Source organism: Streptomyces hokutonensis (genome assembly GCF_000376565.1).
GTDB classification, from domain to species: Bacteria; Actinomycetota; Actinomycetes; order Streptomycetales; family Streptomycetaceae; genus Streptomyces; species Streptomyces hokutonensis.
The window spans coordinates 105600-126472 of sequence record NZ_BARG01000046.1; the positions used below are offsets into that span (position 1 = coordinate 105600).

The window sequence follows — 20873 nt, forward strand, 5'->3', positions numbered from 1 at the left end:
TCCGCCAACAGGGCTCCAGAGCACGGAAGATGACCCGGAAGACGACATGGAGACCGGCACGTGGCTTCAGGCAGAAGGCTTCGCACCACGGTGCTGGTGACCCTCGTCGTCGCCCTCCTCGTTCTGCTGTCCCTGCTGTCCGTCGCGCTGGGCGCGCTCAGCGTGCCGCTCGACCAGGTCGTGCGCTCGGTGCTGGGCCATCCGCCCAGCCGGCTGATCGACAACGTCATCTGGTCGGTACGCGTGCCCCGCACCCTGCTCGGCCTGACGACCGGTGCCGCGCTAGGCCTGTCCGGCGCGCTGATGCAGGCCCTGACCCGCAATCCGCTCGCCGACCCGGGGATCCTCGGGGTGAGCGCGGGCGCGTCCTTCGCGATCGTCCTGGCGGTCGGCGTGCTCGGGGCCACCTCGCTGTACGGCTATGTGTGGTTCGCGTTCGGCGGGGCGCTGGTCGCGAGTGTCGTGGTCTTCTTCCTCGGGCGGCTGGGCCGGTCCGGGGCGACGCCGGTCAAACTCGCGCTCGCCGGAGTCGCCGTCACCTCGCTGCTGCAGTCGTTCACCAGCGCCATCGTGCTGACCGACCAGGACGCGCTGGACCGCTACCGCTTCTGGTCCGCCGGCACCCTGGCCGACCAGGACTCCGGCGATCTGGTGCGCATCCTGCCCTTCCTCGCCGTCGGCGCCGTACTGGCGCTGTCCTGCGCGCCCGCCCTCAACAGCATGGCGCTGGGCGACGACGTGGCCGCGTCTCTGGGGCGGCGGCTGGGTCTGGTACGCCTCCAAGGGGTCACCGCCGTCGTGCTGTTGACCGGCGCGTCGGTCGCCGTCATCGGCCCTGTCGTCTTCCTCGGTCTGGTCGTCCCGCACATCGCCCGGGTCCTCGCCCAGTGGGTCGGCATCGGCCCCGACTACCGGTGGCTGCTGCCGCTGTCCGCCGCGCTCGCGCCCGTGCTGCTGCTGTCCGCCGACATCCTGGGCCGGATGGTGGACCGCCCGACCGAGATCCAGGCCGGTGTCCTCGTCGCCTTCCTCGGCGGCCCGTTCTTCATCGTCCTGGTCCGCCGCCGGAAGCTCGCGGAGGTATGAGCGTGTCCGCACCACCAGCCGCCTTGCGCAACCGGCCGTTCCGGCTCGCCTTCCCCCCGGTGTCCGGCGTACTGCGTCCGCGCCTGCTCCTTACGGGAGTTGGGGTCGCGGTCGGCGCCTTCCTGCTGTTCTGCTGGGGGCTGACGATCGGCGACTACCCGGTCGCGTTCACCGACGTCATCAGGGCGCTGTGGGGTTCGGGCGACGCGGGCACGGTCATCGTCGTACAGGATCTGCGGCTGCCGCGCGCCCTCGTCGGGCTGCTGGTCGGGATCGCGTTCGGGGTCTCCGGGGCCGTGTTCCAGACGATGACCCGCAATCCGCTGGCCAGCCCCGACATGATCGGGCTCACCGAGGGCGCCGGAACTGCCGTGGTGGCGGCGGTCGTTCTGGGCTGGACCGGTGGACTCGGCCTGTCCACGCTGGGGTTGCTCGGGGCGCTGGTGACCGCGCTGCTCGTGTACGCGCTGGCGTGGAAGGGCGGGGCCACGGGGTACCGGATCATCCTCGTCGGTATCGGGGTGTCCTGGATCTGCTCCAGTGCCACCAACTTCCTTGTGGCGCGCGGCAATCGCTTCGAGGCGGAAGCGGCCCTCGGCTGGCTGGTCGGCAACCTCAACGGCCGGACCTGGAGCCAGGTCGACTCCCTGGCCATCGCCCTGGCCGTGCTGCTGCCGGTCACGCTGGGCATGGGCCGCTGGATGCGCACGCTGATGCTCGGCGACGACGTGGCCGCCGGTCTCGGCACTCCGGTGCAAGTCGTGCGGCTGGCACTGCTGTTGGCCGGGGTGGGCCTGGTCGCGTTCGGTACGGCGGCGGCCGGTCCGGTGGCGTTCGTCGCGCTGGCCTGTCCGCAGATCGCCCAGCGGCTGGCCGGCACTTCCTCGCCGCCCCCGCTCGTCTCCGGTCTCACCGGCGCGTTCGTCGTCCTCGGCTCGGACCTCCTCGCCCGCGAGGCGATCCCCGGGACGGAACTGCCGGTCGGTATCGTCACCGGCGCCCTGGGCGCGCCGGTCCTGCTGTGGCTGCTCATCCGCGTCAACCGCGCGGGCTCTGGAGGCTGATCGCATGTCGACCACTGACCCGCGCGCCCCGCGGACGTCCGGAACACCCGCCACGGGGACCGAGACACTGCGGACGCCCGATTCACCCGCCACGGGAACCGAGGACCTGCGGGCACCCGCATCACCCACCTCCGGAGCCGAAGCCCCGCGGAGCCCCGAACCACCCTCCTCCGGGCCCGAGTTGCGGGCACGTGATCTTCATCTCGCCTACGACGGTCGGGCGGTGGTCGAGAATCTGGACCTCACCGTGCCGACCGGCCGGATCACGGCCATCGTCGGCGCCAACGCCTGTGGGAAATCGACGCTGTTGCGGGCACTAGCCCGGCTGCTGGCCCCGCGCCAGGGCGTGGTGGAGCTGGACGGTGTCGCGCTGCGTTCCGTGCCGACCCGTGAACTCGCCCGGAAACTCGGCATCCTGCCCCAGACCCCGGTGGCACCGGAGGGGCTGACCGTCCTCGACCTGGTGGGCCGGGGCCGTTCCCCGCACCAGACCTGGTGGCGGCAGTGGTCGGCCGCGGACGAGGAGGCCGTGCACGCGGCCCTCGATGCGACCAACCTCACCGATCTCGCCGACCGTGCGGTGGACGAACTCTCCGGCGGCCAGCGGCAACGCGCCTGGATAGCCATGGCAGTTGCCCAGGGCACCCCGGTCCTGCTCCTCGACGAACCGACGACGTATCTCGACCTCGCCCACCAGATCGACGTACTCGACCTGATCACGGACCTCAACCGGCGCGAGGGCCGCACGGTCGTGATGGTCCTGCACGACCTCAACCAGGCCTGTCGGTACGCCGATCACGTCATCGCCATGAAGGCCGGCCGTATCGTCGCCGAGGGCGCACCCGCCGACGTCGTCACCGAGACCACCGTCGAGGACGTCTTCGACCTGCGCTGCCGGATCACCCCCGACCCGGTCAGCGGCACCCCGATGGTGATCCCGCTGGGACGGCACCACCACGACGGCAACTCCCGGACCGAGGACGCGGTGACGACCCGGTGAGGCCCCCGTCAGCACGTGACAGGGGCCCGCTCGCTCAGGGCCGGGACGTCAAGTACCCGCCCATCGTGCGGAAGTAGTCGCCGGCCGCGTACTCGGTGCCGTCGTCGGTCCGCACCCGGCGCACCAACAGCCCACGGCCGCGCCCGGTGTGGGCCTCGGGGCCCGCGACTATGACCACGCCGTCGCCCTCGCGGATGAAGATCCGCCCCGGGGTGCCGCCGTAGCGTCCCTCCGAGACGGCCGCCGAGACGATCCTGAGCCGCTGCCCGCGATGGAAGGCGTAGGCGTTCGGGTACGGGTCCGACTGGGCGCGTACGAGTCGTTCCAGGCGTTCCGCGGGCCAGCTCCAGTCGATACGGCTGTCCTCCGCCGACCGCTTGTGGAAGAAGCTGGCGCGGCCGCGGTCCTGCGGCACCCACTGGCCGGCGTCGCGGCCCGAGGCGATCAGGTCGAGCGACTCGCGCACGATGGGCGCGATGAGGTCGACGGTCCGGTGGAACAGGTCGGTCGCGGTGTCGGTGGGGCCGACCGGTACCGAGCGCTGGATCAGGATGTCCCCGGCGTCGAGTTCGCCGTTCATGCGGTGCGCGGTGACACCGACGCGCGGCTCGTCGTTCAGGAGCGCCCAGATGATCGGCGAGAAGCCCGCGTACGACGGCAGCAGCGAGTCGTGGATGTTGAGGGTGCCGTGCGGCGGGAGGTCGAACAGCTCCGGCGGCAGCCAGGTGCGCCAGTTGTTGGCGACGATGATGTCCGGCCGCGCTTCCCTTACGGCGTCGAGGAGTTCGGCGTCGTCGGGGCGGTTGCGCAGCAGGACGGGGACGTCGTTCTTCTCGGCGAGTTCGGCGACGCTGTCGTCCCAGATCTTCTCGTAGGCATGCTCACTTTTCGGGTGCGTGACCACGAGGACGACCTCGTGGTCGGAGTCCAGCAGCGCCTGCAGCGTGCGGTGACCCCAGGTCTGATAGCCGAGCATGACGACCCGCATGACGGTCCTTCCCTTCAACGACTCATTGCAAGGTAAGCCTTACCTTATCTAGCATTGGGCTGCCTGAGGGAGGCGATGCCACGGTGAAGTCACCGCTCATGGATTCCGAAGTGGTCCACGACATACTCGGAATCGGATTCGGTCCGTCAAATCTCGCTCTGTCCATAGCGGTTGAGGAGCACAACAAGAGCCTTCCGGCAGACAGCCGTCTCAACGCCCTGTTCCTGGAACGCCAGCCGCGCTTCGGCTGGCACCGGGGCATGCTCATCGACGACGCCACGATGCAGGTGTCGTTCCTCAAGGACCTGGTCACGCTGCGGAATCCGACCAGCGACTACAGCTTCCTCTGCTTCCTGCGCGAGCAGGGCAGACTGATCGACTTCCTGAACCAGAAGACCCTCTTCCCGCTGCGCGTGGAGTTCCACGAGTACTTCGAGTGGGCGGCCGAGCGCGTCTCCCACCTCGTCTCCTACGGCAGCGAGGTCGTCGCCGTCGACCCGGTGCGCGGCGACGACGGCGAGGTGGCCTTCTTCGACGTCACCACCCGGGACCCCGCCGGGAACGGCGCGACCGTGACCCGCCGGGCCCGCAACATCAGCGTGGCCATGGGGCTCGAACCGCATGTGCCGCCGGGTCTCGAACTGGGCGAACGTCTTTGGCACAACAGCGAGTTGATCCCCCGCGCGACCGAACTCTCCGACGCGGGACAGCCGGTGCGACGGGCCGTGGTGCTGGGCGCGGGCCAGAGCGCAGCCGAGGCGGTGGACTATCTGCACCGCACCTTCCCGGACGCCGAGGTGTGCTCGGTGTTCGCCAAGTACGGCTACACCCCGGCCGACGACAGCCCGTTCGCGAACCGCATCTTCGACCCGGAGGCGGTGGACGTCTACTTCTCGGCGCCCTCCGAGGTCAAGCAGTCGCTGCTCGACTACCACCGGTCCACCAACTACTCCGTGGTCGACATGGACTTGATCGAGGCCCTGTACGCCACCGCGTACCGGGAGAAGGTGGCGGGACGCGAGCGGCTGCGCTTCCTGAACGTCTCGCGGGTCCGCGCGGTGGACGCCGGGGCGGACGGCGGTCTCGATGTCGCCGTGGAGTTCCTGCCCACCGGCGAGAAGCAGGTGCTGTCCGCCGACGTACTGGTGCTCGCCACCGGTTACCGGCCCCGCGACCTGGGTTCACTGCTCGGCGAGGCGGCCAAGCTCTGCCTCAGGGACGACGGCGACGAGATCCGCGTGGGCCGGGACCACCGGGTCGAAACCGTCCCGGAGGTGACCGCCGGCCTCTACCTCCAGGGCGGCACCGAGCACACCCACGGGCTGACCAGCACCCTGCTGTCGACGGTCGCGGTCCGGGCGGAGGAGATCCACCGCTCGGTACAGGCGACGAAAGTAGCCGTCTGACACCCCACGACTCCCCGGGCCCGGAGGGTACGGTCCCTTCCGGGCCCGGGGTTTTTGCCTGTACCCGATCAACTCCCCGCACAATCAGCGGTGTTGGGCCACCGGCTCGCCGAACACATCCGCCACGCCCCGCACCGTCCGAACCGCCCCGCAGGTCGCCGCGATCCAGTCCACGGCCATCCGGTGGTCCTCGTGCGCCCGGTCGGCCACCGCGTCCGCGACGACGAACGGCTCCATGTCCTGCATCCACGCGTCGGCGGCGGTCAGCAGCACCTGCGTCCGCGCGAACACGCCGACGATCACGGGCTGGTCGCGCCCCAACTCCGCGAGCCTGCGCCGCAGTCTGGTGCCGGCGAAGGCGCTGAACCGCTTGGCGACCAGCACGCTGTCGCCGACCTGCGGCCGGATCGCGTCCACGATGTCCCGGGAGTCCTCGCCGCCGGGCAGCCGTGGATGCCCGAAACTGGTCTCGCGTCCGTCCGGTTCACGCTCGGCGGTCTTGAGGGTGTACAGCACGGGGATGCCCGCGGCCCGCGCCGACTCCGCCAACAGGCCCACTCCGGTGAGGAGTTGACCGACCGGCGCGGAGGACTCACGCAGCACGTGCAGGAAGTGGTTCTGGACGTTCAGGACGACGAGGGCGGCGCGGCGCGCGTCGACGGACCAGCCGGTGCGGTCCGGGGGCAGCGCGGCGGGACCCGGCATGTCGTACGGGATCATGAGTAAGGGCCGTGGGTCCAGCGGCCGTTCGTCATCGTGGCGTGCACGGGCATCTCGCGCAGGGTGTCCGGATCGGCGTCCAGCGGGTCCACGTCCACGACCACCAGGTCGGCCGGGTCCCCGACCCTGATGAGCCGGCGGCCGCGGGCCGCGGCGACCAACGCGTCCGGGACGGACAGGCGTTGCTCCGGATGCCAGGCGGGGCGTTCGTCGTCGGTGCGGCTGACCGCCGAGGCGATCGCGAGCCAGGGGTCGAGCGGCGAGACCGGGGCGTCCGAGCCGAACTCCAGCCGTGCGCCGGCGGCGAGCAGGTCACCGTAGGCGAAGGCGCGTTCGGTACGTCCGGCCCAGTGCCGGTCCGCCACGTCGCGGTCGTCCGTCGCGTGCCGGGGCTGGACTCCCGCGACCACCCCCAACTCGGCGAATCTCGGGAGGTCTTCGGGGCTCAGCAGCTGCGCGTGCTCGATCCGGCCGCGGCAGCGCACCGCCTCGAAGGCGTCCAGGGCAACGGTGTTGGCCCGGTCGCCGATGGCGTGCACCGCGGGTTCGATGCCGTGCGCGGCGGCGCGCCGCATGAGCCGTACGAGTTCGTCGGGGGCGGTCTCCTCGATGCCGTGGGCGCCGTCCGTGTCCTCCAGGCCGGGGTAGGGGTCGCGGCACAGGGCGGTGCGGGTGTTGAGCGAGCCGTCCGTGAAGAGTTTCAGCGGGCCCACCCCGACCAGGCTCCCGATCTCGTCCCCCGTGCGCAGCCCGCGCTTGATCGCGGCGTCCAGGTACCTCGGATACACCGCGGCCAACACCCGTACGGCGGGCCGGAATTGATCCGCGCGGCGTTCCCAGTCCGCGACGGTGTCGCCGAACTGGAAGTCGATGACTCCGGTGACCCCGCGTGCGGCGGCGGCCCGGCAGGCCTCCTCGATCCAGCCGTCGAGCACCTCGGCCGGGGTCGCGGGGAGGGCGGCGAGGGCTTCGTGGGCCTCGTGTTCCCTGATCAGGCCGGTGGGGTGGTCGGCGCGGCCGACGAGGGCGAGGCAGGCCGAGTTGAACCACGCGGCATGGAGATCGGCGCTGACCAGGGCGACCGGCCGGTCGGGCAGCACCGCGTCGAGCAGCGCCTTGTGCGGGGCGTCGGGCCACAGGCCGTCGCGGAACCCGTAGCCGTAGAGCACCGTGCCGTCGGCCGCTCCGGCGCGCGCCCGGACGAGGTCGGTCACCGCCCGGGCGGAGGCGGTTCCGGCCAGGTCCAGCCGGTGCCGGGCGCTCGCCCATTCCGCGAGGTGGACGTGGGCGTCCCACAGGCCGGGCAGCAGCACCCGCCCGTCGAGATCGACGACGGGTTCACTGCTGGGCCCGGCGTCGGTGTCCGCGCCCGTTTCCGGGACGACATGGGTGATCGTGCCGTCCGCCACCCGCAGCCGGGCAAGCGGCCCACCGGCGCCGAGCCGGACCCGGGCGAGCGTCCGTGCGGGCGCCGGGGCGCTTGCGGTGTCTGCCATATGGAACCCCCTAGGTAAAGTTAGCCTTACCTTACCTCCACATCAGTGCCGCGCCGGGACGAGCCCGGCGATGACATCGGTGACAGTGTTCACGACATCCCCGACGACCGTCACCACCGGCTGCACGACATCGGCGACCGGTGCGGGCGTGGGCTCGGGCTCCGGCGCGGGATCCTCGCAGCAGGCGACCTGCGCGGCGCGGGGCGTGTTCTGCGGTTGCCCCTGCTGGGGAAGATCCGTGGAGCGCGGCTGCGGCACGTCGTCGCCCTCGGGTGCCGTCGGAGCACCGCCGCGGGGTTCGTCGCCCCTTCCCTCCGGCTCACGCCCGTCCGCCGGTTCGCCGCCCTCGGCCCCTTCGTCGGCGGCGGATCCGAGCGCCCAGCGCTGACCGGCGGACCCGTTCCGTCCCGCCAGCACGATCCGCGCCCCCTTCTTCCCGTTCTCGGGAGCGACGGCCAGCCCCTGGCTCCAGCGGAGCAGCAACTCACCGCGGACCGTCAGGTCGTAGTGCACCTCGCCGGCGTGCACCAGGCACCCGGCCAGCGTGACCGTGCCCCCGTCGGTGTCGGCGGCGAGGCAGAGCCCGGGATCGTCGAGGCTGCGCAGCAGACCGTCCTGGTCGTACGACCACTGCTGCGACCCGGCGTCGGAGCACGCGGCCAGGGTGACGGCAGCGCCGTTCCGCACCCGCCCGCCGGCCGCGTCGAGGCAGAACCCGGACGCGAGGGCGCGCAGCACACCCTGCTGGACGACTCCCGCGCCGACGGTACCGGCGGCCGACTCGGCACCCGCCGACGAGGGTGCCGCGACGGGGCTCTGGTGGGACGAACTGCCGCTGGGCGCACCCCAGGTGGCCTGCGGATCGGGGGTGTCGCTCTGGGTCCAGCCCTTGGAGACGAGCACGGTCGCGAGCAGCGCGAGGGAGGTCAGGCCCACGCCCACGACCGCGGCCTTGGGGTGTCTGCGGGGGAAGGCGAGGACGCCCTCCGGGGTGGGGCGGTGGCGGCCCACCGGGCGGCGGACGACACGGGCGGCGGTCCCGGGCGTCGCGCGGCCGGGCCGTGAGTCGAGATAGCGGCGGGCGCCCCAGCCGAGGACGGTCTCGGCGAGCAGTACTTCGAGGCCGCCGTCGAAATGACTCAACTGCTCCGCCGCGAAACGGCAGTAGCGGCACGTCATGAGATGGCGTTGCACATCGGGCAGCAGACTGCCGCCGCGGCGGATCGGGACATCGAGGAGACGGTTGTAGTAGCGGCATTCGGGCGTCGGCGCGAGTTCCAGGTGGGCGCGGACACAGCCCGCCCTGAATTGTTCACGTGCCTGGTCCAGCGCGGCGGTCGCGGTGGCCTCGTCCACGCCCAGCAGACCGGCGGGTATGGTTATGGGTTCAGCTTCGACCTCGGTGTGCCAGAGGAGGCATTGGGAGGCGCCCGGCAGCCTTCCGAAAGCCCGTTCTGCGAGCTTCCGCCTTTCGGAGGTCCCGGGCCTCGCCGCGCTCAGCCCCCGGCCGCCGGTGGGTTTGCGAAGTTCCGGCAGCAGCGCTGGAATTCGTTCGTCGGCGGCCCACTTCTTCACCATCTCCCTGACTGCTACGAGGAGTTGGGGCCGCAGGGCGCCACCGGTCGCCCGGCTCGCGAGTACCTGGTGGAAGGCGGCACCGGCCACCATGGACGCCGAACTCTCGGCGGTGGCGAGGCAGATGGCCGCATATTCGCTTGTCGCCTGCCAGTGGCGCGCGAGCAGCAGGGCGACGGCACGAGTGCCCGCGGCTTTGTCGCCGAGTTGTGCCATGAGATTGCGGTCCGACTCCCCCGGACTTGATCCGGGGCGAGGCGGGAACGGCGGGCGTGGGGGGTAGGGGGATTGCACGGGACCATTTCCTTCCAAGCCGCAGGACGGCACACGAATGCCCGACCATCGGAAAGCAGGTGCTTGCTTGGTGCATACCTATGAGATGTCAGAAACGACCCTGACCATTGCCTTCTCACGACTGGCCTCATGAGGTGGCTCACACTCGCACAAGCGCCTGACAGGAAACAAGGAGTTAGGGTGACCGATGTTCAAAACGCTGTGAATTCAGATTGGTTACCGCGGGTATCCACAGGCGTCTGCACGAAATCTCCAACTCCTCCGCGAACTAAGGGAGGCGCACAGGGAACTCTGAAGTTTCTCTCGGGATGCTCTCATCGCCGTGGGCCACCATGAGCCGCATGATCGCCCCCCACTCCTCAGCCACCCCCGCACCCGCCCCCGCGCCCACGGTCCGCAAGGCGGTCGTGCCTGCCGCCGGGCTCGGCACGCGGTTCCTGCCCGCGACGAAGGCGACGCCCAAGGAGATGCTCCCGGTCGTCGACAAGCCCGCGATCCAGTACGTCGTCGAGGAGGCCGCGGCGGCCGGACTCGACGACATCCTGATGGTCACCGGCCGGCACAAGCGCGCCATCGAGGACCACTTCGACCACGCCTTCGAACTGGAACAGGCCCTGGCCGCCAAGGGCGACACCGTGCGCCTGGACGCCGTACGCGATCCCGCGCGCCTCGCCGACATCCACCACATCCGCCAGGGCGACCCGCTCGGCCTCGGCCACGCGGTGCTCTGCGCCCGCCACCACGTAGGCGACCAGCCGTTCGCGGTCCTGCTCGGCGACGACCTGATAGACCCGCGCGAGACCCTGCTCAGCCGGATGCTGGAGGTCCGCGAGCGGTACGCGGGCAGCGTGGTCGCCCTCATGGAAGTCCCTGAGGAACAAGTCCACTTGTACGGCTGCGCGGCCGTCGAGCCGACCGGTGAGGACGGTGTCGTACGCGTCACCGGCCTGGTCGAGAAGCCGTCCCGCGAGGACGCGCCGAGCCGCTACGCCGTCATCGGCCGCTACGTCCTCGACCCCGCGATCTTCCCCACCCTGGAGCGCACCCCGCCCGGCCGCGGCGGCGAGATCCAACTGACCGACGCCCTCCAGGAGTTGGCCGCCGGCGGCACGGTCCACGGAGTCGTCTTCGACGGTCTGCGCTACGACACCGGCGACAAGGCCGACTATCTGCGCACGGTGGTCCGGCTGGCCTGCGACCGCCCGGACCTGGGGCCCGAATTCGTGGCGTGGCTCAAGGAGTTCGTGGCGGGACTGGAAGGCGGCGCGAGCGAGGACGAGCGGCTCGCGGCCTGAACTCCGCACGCACGAGGGCCCGGTCACGCCGTGGGCGACGACCGGGCCCTCCTGTCAGCGATGTGACGGTCAGCCGTTCGGCCGCAGTGTCCAGGTGACCGTCATCTCCCCCGTCACGGCGCCGTCCTCGCGCTGGATGGCGACGGTGACCGGGAACTCGGGGCGCTCGCCCGCGTCGAGCTCGGCGACGACGTCCGCGGCCGGGCGACCGAGGGTCGCCGTGGCCTTCACCGGGCCGAGGGCGATCTTCTTGAACGCGATCTCGGCGTTGACCGGGAGCGGCACGGCCCGCGAGAGCTGGTCGCCGAAGGCGGCGAGGACGATCGCGCCGCTGGCGGACTCGCCGAGGGTGAACATGGCACCGGCGTGCGGCCCGCCGACGTGGTTGCGGTACTCGCTCTGGTCCGGCAGGGCCAGCACCGCCCGCTCCGGACTGGTCTCCAGGTACTCCAGGTTCAGCGTGCGAACCATCGGCACCGTGGCGGCGAGCAACTCGCCGATGGACATCTGATCTGCGCTCATGGACGGCATGTTACCCACGGGTAGCCAATTCGGGCCAGACCTGTGCGCCGGCAAACACCGTCCGATCCCGAGTTGGTACGACCCTGACAAGGGCCGGTGACCCCACCGTGTCCTGTGCCGCACTAGGGTTACTGCCCATGTGGCCAGGACAGCAGCCGCCCGGGGGCGAGCAGAACCCGCAACAGAACCCGTACCAGCAGCCGGGGTACCAACAGCCGAATCCCTATCAGCAGCCCGGCTACCAGCAGCCCAACCCCTATGCGCAGCAACCGCAGTGGGGTGCTCCGGGCCCGGCCGGCGGACCGCAGCCGCCGCAGGGCGGGGGCGGCGGGAACCGGACGAAGCTGGTCGCGATCGTCGCCGCCGCGGCCGTCGTCGTGGCCGCCGGGGTGACCGGATTCCTGGTCCTGGGCGGGAACAAGGACGACAAGGCGGACGGCGGCAAGGACACGTCGAGCAAGTCGCCCTCCGCGTCCACGGACCCGAGCGCCTCCTCCTCCGGTTCCGACGACAACCCGCGCGGCACCGAGACCGAGCAGCCGACCATCGCGGGCTGGAAGGTCGTCGTCAACCAGAAGTACGGCACCGCGTTCGACGTCCCCGCCGACTGGGAGGTCGGCAAGCCGGGCACCTTCAACTTCTTCGAGGACGAGCAGAAGGGCGACGGCTCCCCGTACATCGGCTTCTCCGCGCCCGCCTATCTCAAGCAGAACTGGTGCGAGTCCGACGACGACAAGGACGGCACCAAGGAGACCTCGGGGCTGGCGACGAGCGGCACCAAGGGCGAGGACGGTGCGAAGGACACCGCGAGCACCGCGCGCGGTGACGCTGCCGCGTTCGCGTTCGGCGGCTACACGGACCAGAAGGACTCCTCCAAGAAGTATCTGAAGATCGGCTCGGCGAAGTCGTATACCACGAAGTCGGGGGTCGCCGGCAGCGTCGCCACCTCGTACACGACCGGCGTGCCGAAGAGCGGCAAGTGCTCCACCGACGGCAAGGCGACCACGTTCGCCTTCAAGAACTCGGCGGGCGACTTCGTCTCCTGGACCCTCTACGGCGCCAAGGGCGTAAGCGAGGAGATCCCCGACGCGACGGTGCAGAAGATCCTCAGCACCGTACGGCTGCACGGGGATCCGACGGGCAGCACCAGCTGACGGATCTGGTCGTCCGGCTCATTTCTGGCCGTAATCTGTTTGGCAGGGACAGGTCGGGGCGGCGATAGTCGGCCGGTGAACGCCACCGCCGCCCTCCGTCACCCGCGCCGTCCCGAGTGGGCGGGCCGCAACTACACCCTGCTGACCACCGCCGCGGTGGCGACCGGTCTCGGCGGCAGCGGTGCGCTGATCGCCGCCGCGTTCGCGGTGCTGGACGCGGGTGGCGACAGCGGTGACGTGGGGCTGGTGGCCGCCTCGCGCACACTGCCGCTGGTGGTGTTCCTGCTGGTCAGCGGTGCGCTGGCGGACCGGGTGCCCCGGCACCGGGTGATGGTCGCGGCCAACGCCCTCAGCTGTGTGTCGCAGGCGGCCTTCGCGGTGCTGGTCCTCGCCGGTGAGCCCCGGCTGTGGCAGATGATGCTGCTGGCCGCGCTCGGCGGGACCGGGCACGCGTTCTTCGGTCCGGCGGCCGAGGGCATGCTGATGTCCACGGTGAGCGGGGAGCAGGCGGGCCGGGCGTTCGCGGTGTTCCGGATGGCGATGCAGGGCGCGTCCCTGGGCGGCGCGGCCCTCGGCGGCGCGCTGGTCGCGGTGGTCGGCCCCGGCTGGGTGCTCGCGATCGACGCGGCGATGTTCGCGGTCGCCGGGGCGCTGCGTTCCTTCCTCGACGTGAGCCACATCCCGCCGCGCGCGCCGGGCGGCGGGATGCTGGCCGATCTCCGGGACGGCTGGCGGGAGTTCATCGGCCGGCCCTGGCTGTGGTCCATCGTCGTGGCGTTCTCCGTCGCCAACGCGGTGGTCGGCGCGGCCGACGGCGTCTACGGCCCGCTCGTCGCACGGGACAGCCTCGGCGGCGCGGGTCCCTGGGGCCTGGCCCTGGCCGCGTTCGGCGCGGGCACGGTCGGCGGCGCCCTGCTGATGACCCGCTGGAAACCCCGCAGGCTGCTCCTCGCGGGCATGCTCTGCATCTTCCCCCTGGCCCTCCCGTCCGCCGCGCTGGCGGTACCGGTGCCGGTCGGTGTCCTGTGCGTGGTGATGTTCGTCGCCGGAGCCACCGTCGAGGTGTTCGGGGTGTCGTGGATGACGGCACTGCACCAGGAGATCCCCGAGGAGAAACTCTCCCGGATAGCGGCGTACGACTGGCTCGGCTCGATCGCGCTGATGCCGGTCGCCGCCGCGGCGGCGGGCCCCGCGGAGTCGGCCTTCGGCCGGACGGCGGCCCTGTGGGGGTGCGCGGCCCTGGTCACCCTGGTCACGGCGGGAGCACTGTGCGTGCCGGAGGTACGGAATCTCCGGCGGCGCACCGGATCGCCCGCCCACGGCGAACCGGAGGCCGCGAACGGCTCAGCCGATCCCGAACGCTCCGTCGGGGGGCTCGGGTGACGGTACGGCGTCCTCGTCCCGGACGGGTCGCGCGCCGCCGATGAAGTCCCGTACCGCGAGCCCGTGTTCGAGCCGCGCCGGGAAGGCGTCCGAGGCCACGAGCCGGGTCAGGGCCACCGTGTCGACGGGTCGGTGGGCGGCGACGAGCACCGCGTTGCCGAACCGGCGTCCGCGCAGCACACCCGGTTCCGCGATCAGCGCCAGTTCCCCGAACACCGCGCCGAACGTGGCGAGTTGGGCGCGCAGGAACGCGAAGGGGGCGGAGTCCGCGAGGTTGGCGAGGTAGTACCCGTCGGCCCGCAGCACACGCTCGGCCTCGCGGGCGTACGCCACGGAGGTCAGGTGCGCCGGAACCCGCGTCCCGCCGAAGACGTCCGCGACGACCACGTCCGCCGAACCGTCCGGCGCCGCCTCCAGCCACGCCCTGGCGTCGGCGCCGTGCACGGTGACACCGGCACCGTCCGGCACCGGCAGATGCTCGGCGACCAGCTCCAGCAACCCCAGGTCCGCCTCCACGACGTCCTGCCGCGAACCGGGCCGGGTCGCCGCGAGATACCGGGGCAACGTGAGCGCCCCACCCCCCAGATGCACCACGTCCAGCGGACGCCCCGCCTCGGCGACGGTGTCCAGCACATGCCCCAGCCGCCGCGCGTACTCGAACTCCAGATGCGTCGGCGCGTCCAGGTCCACATACGACTGCGGCGCCCCGTCGACGGTCAGCAGCCAGGCCCGTGCCCGATCCACATCGGGCATCAGCTTGGCGGTCCCGTGATCAACGTCCCGGGTCACGGGTATCGGCTCGTTCACGGGTCCATTGTGCCGGGGTGACGGGAGGCGGCGGGGTCGTGCGGCTTTGTGCGGGCTCGGGCGTGGGGCGTGAGCACGTGAGTCGGAGCGGCCCGGCCCGCGAGGTCGCCCGAGCGCGTGTCCGTGCGGTCGCGCTGTGGAGTTGCCGGTCGTGCCGGACCCGCGACACGCGAGCACGGGCGCGTGAGGGCGCCGGGGCGCGAGGGCGCGAGCCCGTCCGGCGGCACTCCCTCCGGCACTGGAGCCCGTGGGTCGTGTCCCGTCGGTCCGTCAGACCCCCCACACCTTCCCCACCTCCGCCGCGTGCGCCGCCGCCTGTTGCCGTCCCGCGCGGGCGGCCGGCGCGCGTACCGCCGGGTCGAGCGGGTTGCGGCCGTACGCCTTCTTCGCCTCCGGGGACGGATGGACGGCGACCGCGCGGGCCCCCTGTTCCACGAGCCGCCGCGTCTGGTCCGCGGCCGAGGCGAGAGGGCCGCCGCCCACAGCCATCGGGGCGAGGACGACGACCCGGTCGTACCCCTCGGCGAGATGGGCGTTGGCGGACGAGTGGATACCGCCGTCCATCCAGACCCGGCCCTCGATGGGGACCGGAGGCCACACGCCGGGAACCGCGCAGCTCGCGGCGACCGCGTCGGCGAGGGTGGGCCCACTGTCCTTGTCGAAGACCCGCAGCTCCCCGGTCGCGGTGTCCACCGCGGTGAGGCGCAGGGCGCGGTCGGGCCACTCCGGCGAGACGAGTCGGCTCTCTATCGCCGCCCGCCGGGCCGCCACGTCGGGCGTCTTGGCGGCGAGTGCCATACGGCCGATCCGCCGGCCGTACGCCTCGGGAGTGCGCGAGGTCAGGGCCGCCGCCACGTAGCGGAACAGCAGGCCGACGCCGAGTCGGCTCGGGATCTCGCCCTCGGGGGGCGTGAGTTGGCGCTCGTAGAGTTCCTTGATTGTGCCCGCCAGCAGCTGCGCGCCGACGCTCGAACCCGCCGACGTACCGATCACGACATCGGCGTCGCCGAGATCCACGCCCGCCTCACCCAGCCCGTACAGCATCCCGGCCATCCAGCCGATACCGCTGATGCCCCCGCCGCCCAGCACAAGTGCCTTGCCCGCCATGGTGCCCCGCCTCTCCGTCGCTCGCCACGACTGCTTCCGCGATCAAGTCTTGCGCACGGCACTGACAATGACCGCTGCGGGCCGGGCGGGACCACCCCGCCTCGGACGCGCGAAGGTGCCCGCCCCCGCAGGGACGGGCACCTCGCTCCTTCAGCCGACCTCCGTCACCGTGCCCGCGCCGACCGTCCGGCCGCCCTCGCGGATCGCGAAGCCGAGCCCCGGCTCCAACGGGACCTCACGGCCCAGCTCGACCGACATCGTGACGGTGTCCCCGGGCCGCGCGACCGCCGTCTCGCCGAGGTCGATGTCGCCGACCACGTCCGCGGTGCGGATGTAGAACTGCGGCCGGTAGCCGGTCGACACCGCGGTCGTCCGGCCGCCCTCGCGGGCCGACAGGACGTACACCTGCGCCGAGAAGCGACGGCTGGGCACGACGCTGCCGGGCGCCGCGACGATGTGCCCGCGACGGACCGCGTCGCGCGGCACCCCGCGCAGCAGCAGCGCCACGCTGTCCCCGGCCTGCGCCTCCTCCATGGGCTTGCCGAAGGTCTCCAGGCCCGTGACCACCGTCTCGACGGCGGCCCCGAGCACTTCGATCCGGTCGCCCACCCGGACCGTGCCGCGCTCGATCGCGCCCGTGACGACTGTCCCGCGCCCGGTGATGGTGAGCACGTTCTCGACCGGCAGCAGGAACGGCGCGTCCAAATACCGCTCGGGCATGGGCACATAGGTGTCCACGGCGTCGAGCAGCGCGTCGATCGACGCCGTCCAACGGGGGTCCCCCTCAAGGGCCTTGAGGCCGGACACCCGTACGACGGGTACGGAGTCGCCGCCGTAGCCGTTCGCGGTGAGCAGTTCCCGGACCTCCAGCTCCACGAGGTCGGTGAGCTCCTCGTCACCCGCGTCGGCCTTGTTGAGCGCGACCACGATGTGGTCGACGCCCACCTGCCGGGCGAGCAGCACGTGCTCGGCGGTCTGCGGCATGATCCCGTCGAGCGCGGAGACGACGAGGATCGCCCCGTCGAGCTGCGCGGCCCCGGTGACCATGTTCTTGACGTAGTCGGCGTGGCCGGGCATGTCCACGTGCGCGTAGTGCCGGGTGTCGGTCTCGTACTCGACGTGCGCGATGTTGATGGTGATGCCGCGCGCGGCCTCCTCCGGCGCCCGGTCGATGCGGTCGAACGGGACGAAGGTGGACGCGCCGCGCTCGGCGAGGACCTTGGTGATGGCGGCGGTCAGGGTGGTCTTGCCGTGGTCGACATGGCCCATCGTGCCGATGTTCAGATGCGGTTTCGTGCGGACGTATGCCGTCTTGGACATGGCGGTACCTCGAAGCCTGGTGAAGTGGATTGCGGGGACCCCGAGGACTCGCCGACCCTCCCCCTGCGGGGTCCGCCGGACGATCCGGAGAGGGTCAGCTTCGGGCGCCGTCGACTGTGGCGACGAGTGCGGGAACGGCAGCCTTCGGGGCATCCGCGACCGCGGATGCTGCGAGGTGGAAGGCGTACCGGAACATGACGCCGATCATTGCCGACGCTTTGCCCCACGTCGAACGATTTATCAGCAGCCGGACTTCAGAAGGGACTTCATGCCCCGATGTTCTTCAGGGCCTCGCGCACCGACAGCGGCGCGAACCGCCCCTTCTCCCGGGCCAGGAAGCCCCGCACCGCCTCCGGGTCCGTCTTCGCGTACTCGCGCAGGCACCAGCCGATCGCCTTGCGGATGAAGAAGTCGGGGTGCCCGGACTGGCGCAGGCAGTACGCGAAGAGGCGTTCGGTGTCGGTGCGTTCCTTGTAGCGCAGCTGGTGGAGCAGGGCCGTACGGGCGACCCACAGGTCGTCGTCGACGATCCACGCGTCCATGTCGGCCGTCAGCTTCGGATCGGCGGCGACCAGGCCTCCCACTACGTGGGAGGCGAGTGCGTCGACGGTGTCCCACCAGGGGACCGTGGAGACGAGATGCCGGGCGACGGGCAGGAAGCCGGACGTGCAGTGCCTCACATGGCTGCGCAGATAGTCCACCGCGAAGTACTGGTACTCGCGCTCGGGCAGTTCCCAGCAGCGCAGGGCGATCGCGGTGCAGTCGGTCTCGTCGGGGCGGGGCGTGCCCTCCAGGACCGTGCGGGACAAAGCCCTGCGTACGGGCGTGGTCAGACCGAGGAAGGGCGCGATGTCCTTCATGTAGGCCCGCATCGGTACGGCCCGTTCCGGGTCGGCCGCGGCGGCGTACGTGGCGGTGAGCCGCTCCAGCACGGTGTCGGCGAGAACACTGCCCGGCACCTCCACGGTGCCCGCACCTGTGACGCTCATGAGACGAACCATACGGCGATCACATACACAGGTCGGTTAGGGTCGCCGACATGCTCGCCGATGCCACCACCCGCTCTGGGGGCACCGCCACGGCCACTCCCCAGGCCCCAGCCCAGATCACCGCCACGGAGCTCGCCGCAGTCGTGACCGTCCCCACGGCCCCCTCCGTCGTCGCCGTCGCGCCCGTGCTGCCCGTCGTCCCGACCGGCTTCGCCGCGCGCTGCACGAGAGCCCTGCTCTCACCGTGGTCCCGGCTGTCGCTGCTCCTCGTCCTGCTCGCCGGGGCGGCTTCGACCGTGCTGCTCTTCCACCCGCAGAGACTCCTCTCCGACGGCTGGCCGCCCCAACTCACCGGCGCCATGGCGGCGTTGGTGTTCGCCGCGGCCTACGGCCTGTGCAGCGTGGCGTTCGTACCACGTCCGCTGCTCAACCTCGCGGCGGGCGCGCTGTTCGGCTCCCAGGTGGGCACCGCGTCGGCGCTGGCGGGCACGGTGCTCGGGGCCGGGATCTCGTTCGGTCTCGGCCGCGTGCTGGGCCAGGACGCGCTGCGCCCGCTGCTGCGGGGCCGATGGCTCAAGGCGGCGGACGGGCAGCTCAGCAAGCACGGCTTCCGTTCGATGATGGCGGCCCGGCTGTTCCCGGGACTGCCGTTCTGGGGCGTGAACTACTGCGCCGCCGTCTCCCGCATGCGCTGGATGCCGTTCCTGATCGCGACCGCGCTCGGGTCGCTGCCGAACACGGCCGCGTACGTCGTCGCCGGCGCCCGGGCCTCCAGCCCCACGTCTCCGGCCTTCCTGATCGCCATGGCCTGTATCGCCCTCCCGGCCCTCGGCGGCGCGGTGGTGGCCTGGCGCAAGCGCCACCACCTGCGCCCCCAGTGACGCGTCAGACCGCCTCAATGATCATCGCGTTGGCGAGGCCCCCGGCCTCGCACATCGTCTGCAGCCCGTAGCGCGCTCCCCGGTCCCGCATCGCGTGCACGAGCGTGGTCGTCAGCCGGGTGCCGCTCGCGCCGAGCGGGTGGCCGATCGCGATGGCCCCGCCGTGCACGTTGACCTTGGCGAGATCCGCGCCCGTCTCCTGCTGCCAGGCCAGAACGACGCTGGAGAACGCCTCGTTGACCTCGAACAGGTCGATGTCGTCGAGGGTGAGCGAGGCCCTGCGCAGCACCTTCTCGGTGGCCGGTATGACACCGGTGAGCATGAGCAGCGGGTCGGAGCCGGTCACCGCGAAGCTGTGCAGCCGGGCGAGCGGGCGCAGCCCGAGCCGCGCCGCGGTCTCGCTGGACGTGATCAGGACGGCGGAGGCCCCGTCGTTGATCGGGCTGGAGTTGCCGGCGGTGATGTTCCACTCGATCCCCGGGAACCGCTCGGCCCAACTCGGGTCGTAGAAGGCGGGCTTGAGGCCGCCCAGGACCTCGGCGGTGCTCCCGGGCCGTACGCACTCGTCGCGCGTGGCGCCCGCCAGGGGTGTCACCTGGGCGTCGAACAGGCCCGCGTCCCAGGCGGCGGCCGCCTTGTGGTGCGAGGAGAGGGCGAACTCGTCCAACTGGTCGCGGGTCATCGACCACTTGGCGGCGATGAGTTCGGCGCTGATGCCCTGCGGGACCAGACCCTCCGGGTAGCGTGCGGCGACTCCGGGACCGAAGGGGTCCGTGCCGGGCAGCACGGCCGACCCCATCGGCACCCGCCCCATGGACTCCACTCCGCAGGCCACGACCAGGTCGTACGCCCCCGAGAGCACGCCCTGCGCCGCGAAGTGCACGGCCTGCTGGGAGGAACCGCACTGGCGGTCCACCGTGGTCGCGGGCACCGACTCCGGGAAGCCCGCCGACAGCACGGCCTGCCGGGTGATGTTGACGGACTGCTCACCGACCTGGGTGACCGTGCCGCCGATGACGTCGTCGATGAGGGCCGGGTCGATCCCGGTGCGCTCGACGAGGGTGCGCAGGGTGTGCGAGAGGAGTTCGACGGGGTGGACCTGGGCGAGGGAGCCGTTCGGCTTGCCCTTGCCCACGGGGGTGCGTACGGCTTCGACGATCACTGCGTCACGCATGATGCGGGCCTCCAGGATGACCAGCCAGAAAGAGCGACCAGAACTACCAGTGAGTAGGAAATCCAAACTCACCATAACGCGGTCAGTTGGAAAATCAAACCCTCCCCTAGACTGGACGCCATGGCCCCTCCCAAAGACAAGCCCGGCCCCAAAGACCCGCGCCCCTGCTCGATCGCCGACGCCCTCGCGCTCGTCGGCGAGAAGTACTCCCTGCTCGTCCTGCGGGAGGTGTGCCTGGGCAATCGCCGCTTCGACCAGCTGGTCCGCAACATCGGTGCCCCGCGCGACGTCCTGGCCACCCGGCTGCGCCGCCTCGTCGACGCCGGGATCCTCACCCGGCGGACGTACAGCGAACACCCGCAGCGCTTCGAGTACCGGCCCACCGAGGCGGGCCTCGAACTGGAGCCGGTCCTGATGACCCTCATGGCATGGGGCGACCGTCATCTGAGAAAAGACGACGACCGCCCCATGGTGGTCGAGCACAGCTGCGGCAACGAACTGGTCCCGACCGTCACCTGCACGGCCTGCGGAGCCCCGGTCCGCCACGAGGACCTGACGGCCCACCCGCAGGCGCCGGGCTGGACCGTGACGGGCCCGGCAGCGGCGTAGAAA

Annotated in this window: 19 protein-coding genes; 9 read left to right on the forward strand and 10 right to left on the reverse strand. The window is 71.5% G+C overall.

Annotated features, from left to right (window positions below; all coding sequences use genetic code 11):
• The first annotated feature begins 60 nt into the window (after positions 1–60).
• Genes SSP08S_RS28380 through SSP08S_RS28390 form a run of 3 tightly spaced genes read left to right on the forward strand, consistent with a single transcriptional unit; the run spans position 61 to position 3150 of the window.
• Complete coding sequence (locus tag SSP08S_RS28380) at positions 61–1086, forward strand: FecCD family ABC transporter permease (protein WP_174479416.1); 1026 nt, start codon at positions 61–63, stop codon at positions 1084–1086.
• A complete protein-coding gene (locus SSP08S_RS28385) occupies positions 1083–2150 on the forward strand; it encodes a FecCD family ABC transporter permease (protein WP_026178893.1) in 1068 nt (355 codons plus the stop codon). The genes SSP08S_RS28380 and SSP08S_RS28385 overlap by 4 nt, the downstream gene beginning before the upstream one ends.
• A gap of 4 nt (positions 2151–2154) precedes the next feature.
• Positions 2155–3150, forward strand: a complete 996-nt coding sequence (locus SSP08S_RS28390) for an ABC transporter ATP-binding protein (protein WP_026178894.1) — start codon at positions 2155–2157, stop codon at positions 3148–3150.
• A 34-nt stretch (positions 3151–3184) separates the two neighbouring features.
• On the opposite strand, the gene SSP08S_RS28395 is transcribed toward SSP08S_RS28390, so the two are convergent.
• Entirely contained in the window at positions 3185–4138 is a 954-nt protein-coding gene (locus SSP08S_RS28395; RefSeq protein ID WP_019071033.1) for a methionyl-tRNA formyltransferase, read from the reverse strand.
• A gap of 98 nt (positions 4139–4236) precedes the next feature.
• Here SSP08S_RS28395 and SSP08S_RS28400 point away from each other — a divergent pair, with 98 nt between their 5' ends.
• Positions 4237–5544, forward strand: a complete 1308-nt coding sequence (locus SSP08S_RS28400; RefSeq protein WP_019071034.1) for a lysine N(6)-hydroxylase/L-ornithine N(5)-oxygenase family protein — start codon at positions 4237–4239, stop codon at positions 5542–5544.
• Positions 5545–5628: 84 nt separating this feature from the next.
• On the opposite strand, the gene SSP08S_RS28405 is transcribed toward SSP08S_RS28400, so the two are convergent.
• The 3 genes from SSP08S_RS28405 to SSP08S_RS28415 are packed head-to-tail and all read right to left on the reverse strand — an operon-like array spanning position 5629 to position 9551.
• On the reverse strand, positions 5629–6264 hold the full coding sequence (locus SSP08S_RS28405) for an isochorismatase family protein (RefSeq protein ID WP_019071035.1): 636 nt from the start codon (positions 6262–6264) through the stop codon (positions 5629–5631).
• Positions 6261–7760 (reverse strand): amidohydrolase, encoded by a 1500-nt coding sequence (locus tag SSP08S_RS28410; protein WP_019071036.1) that lies wholly within the window; start codon positions 7758–7760, stop codon positions 6261–6263. Before SSP08S_RS28410 ends, SSP08S_RS28405 begins: the two co-directional genes overlap by 4 nt.
• Positions 7761–7802: 42 nt before the next feature.
• Positions 7803–9551 carry an RICIN domain-containing protein gene (locus SSP08S_RS28415; RefSeq protein WP_019071037.1) on the reverse strand — a complete coding sequence of 583 codons (1749 nt, stop codon included), beginning with the start codon at positions 9549–9551 and terminating at the stop codon, positions 7803–7805.
• Positions 9552–9970: 419 nt separating this feature from the next.
• On the opposite strand from SSP08S_RS28415, the gene galU reads away from it, so the two are divergent.
• Complete coding sequence (gene galU / locus SSP08S_RS28420; RefSeq protein ID WP_019071038.1) at positions 9971–10924, forward strand: UTP--glucose-1-phosphate uridylyltransferase GalU; 954 nt, start codon at positions 9971–9973, stop codon at positions 10922–10924.
• Positions 10925–10993: 69 nt separating this feature from the next.
• Here galU and SSP08S_RS28425 read toward each other — a convergent pair whose 3' ends face one another.
• On the reverse strand, positions 10994–11431 hold the full coding sequence (locus SSP08S_RS28425; protein ID WP_019071039.1) for a DUF4442 domain-containing protein: 438 nt from the start codon (positions 11429–11431) through the stop codon (positions 10994–10996).
• 152 nt (positions 11432–11583) lie between these two features.
• Here SSP08S_RS28425 and SSP08S_RS28430 point away from each other — a divergent pair, with 152 nt between their 5' ends.
• Entirely contained in the window at positions 11584–12600 is a 1017-nt protein-coding gene (locus SSP08S_RS28430) for a DUF8017 domain-containing protein (protein ID WP_019071040.1), read from the forward strand.
• Between the two features lie 75 nt (positions 12601–12675).
• Positions 12676–13983 carry an MFS transporter gene (locus SSP08S_RS28435; protein ID WP_019071041.1) on the forward strand — a complete coding sequence of 436 codons (1308 nt, stop codon included), beginning with the start codon at positions 12676–12678 and terminating at the stop codon, positions 13981–13983.
• Here SSP08S_RS28435 and SSP08S_RS28440 read toward each other — a convergent pair.
• The 4 genes from SSP08S_RS28440 to SSP08S_RS28460 form a co-directional block, all read right to left on the reverse strand.
• Entirely contained in the window at positions 13945–14790 is an 846-nt protein-coding gene (locus SSP08S_RS28440) for a spermidine synthase (RefSeq protein ID WP_026178897.1), read from the reverse strand. The two genes, SSP08S_RS28435 and SSP08S_RS28440, sit on opposite strands and share 39 nt — an antisense overlap.
• A 270-nt stretch (positions 14791–15060) precedes the next feature.
• Positions 15061–15897, reverse strand: a complete 837-nt coding sequence (locus SSP08S_RS28445; protein WP_019071043.1) for a patatin-like phospholipase family protein — start codon at positions 15895–15897, stop codon at positions 15061–15063.
• A 150-nt stretch (positions 15898–16047) separates the two neighbouring features.
• A complete protein-coding gene (tuf, locus tag SSP08S_RS28450; RefSeq protein ID WP_019071044.1) occupies positions 16048–17217 on the reverse strand; it encodes an elongation factor Tu in 1170 nt (389 codons plus the stop codon).
• Positions 17218–17483: 266 nt separating this feature from the next.
• Positions 17484–18206 carry a DNA alkylation repair protein gene (locus SSP08S_RS28460; RefSeq protein WP_019071045.1) on the reverse strand — a complete coding sequence of 241 codons (723 nt, stop codon included), beginning with the start codon at positions 18204–18206 and terminating at the stop codon, positions 17484–17486.
• Between the two features lie 50 nt (positions 18207–18256).
• On the opposite strand from SSP08S_RS28460, the gene SSP08S_RS28465 reads away from it, so the two are divergent.
• On the forward strand, positions 18257–19087 hold the full coding sequence (locus SSP08S_RS28465) for a TVP38/TMEM64 family protein (RefSeq protein WP_019071046.1): 831 nt from the start codon (positions 18257–18259) through the stop codon (positions 19085–19087).
• A 4-nt stretch (positions 19088–19091) separates the two neighbouring features.
• Here the strand turns inward: SSP08S_RS28465 and SSP08S_RS28470 are convergent, their stop codons facing one another.
• Entirely contained in the window at positions 19092–20261 is a 1170-nt protein-coding gene (locus SSP08S_RS28470) for a thiolase family protein (RefSeq protein WP_019071047.1), read from the reverse strand.
• A 120-nt stretch (positions 20262–20381) separates the two neighbouring features.
• On the opposite strand from SSP08S_RS28470, the gene SSP08S_RS28475 reads away from it, so the two are divergent.
• Positions 20382–20870: a winged helix-turn-helix transcriptional regulator gene (locus SSP08S_RS28475; RefSeq protein WP_019071048.1), complete on the forward strand. Its 489-nt coding sequence runs from the start codon at positions 20382–20384 to the stop codon at positions 20868–20870.
• Positions 20871–20873 lie beyond the last annotated feature (3 nt).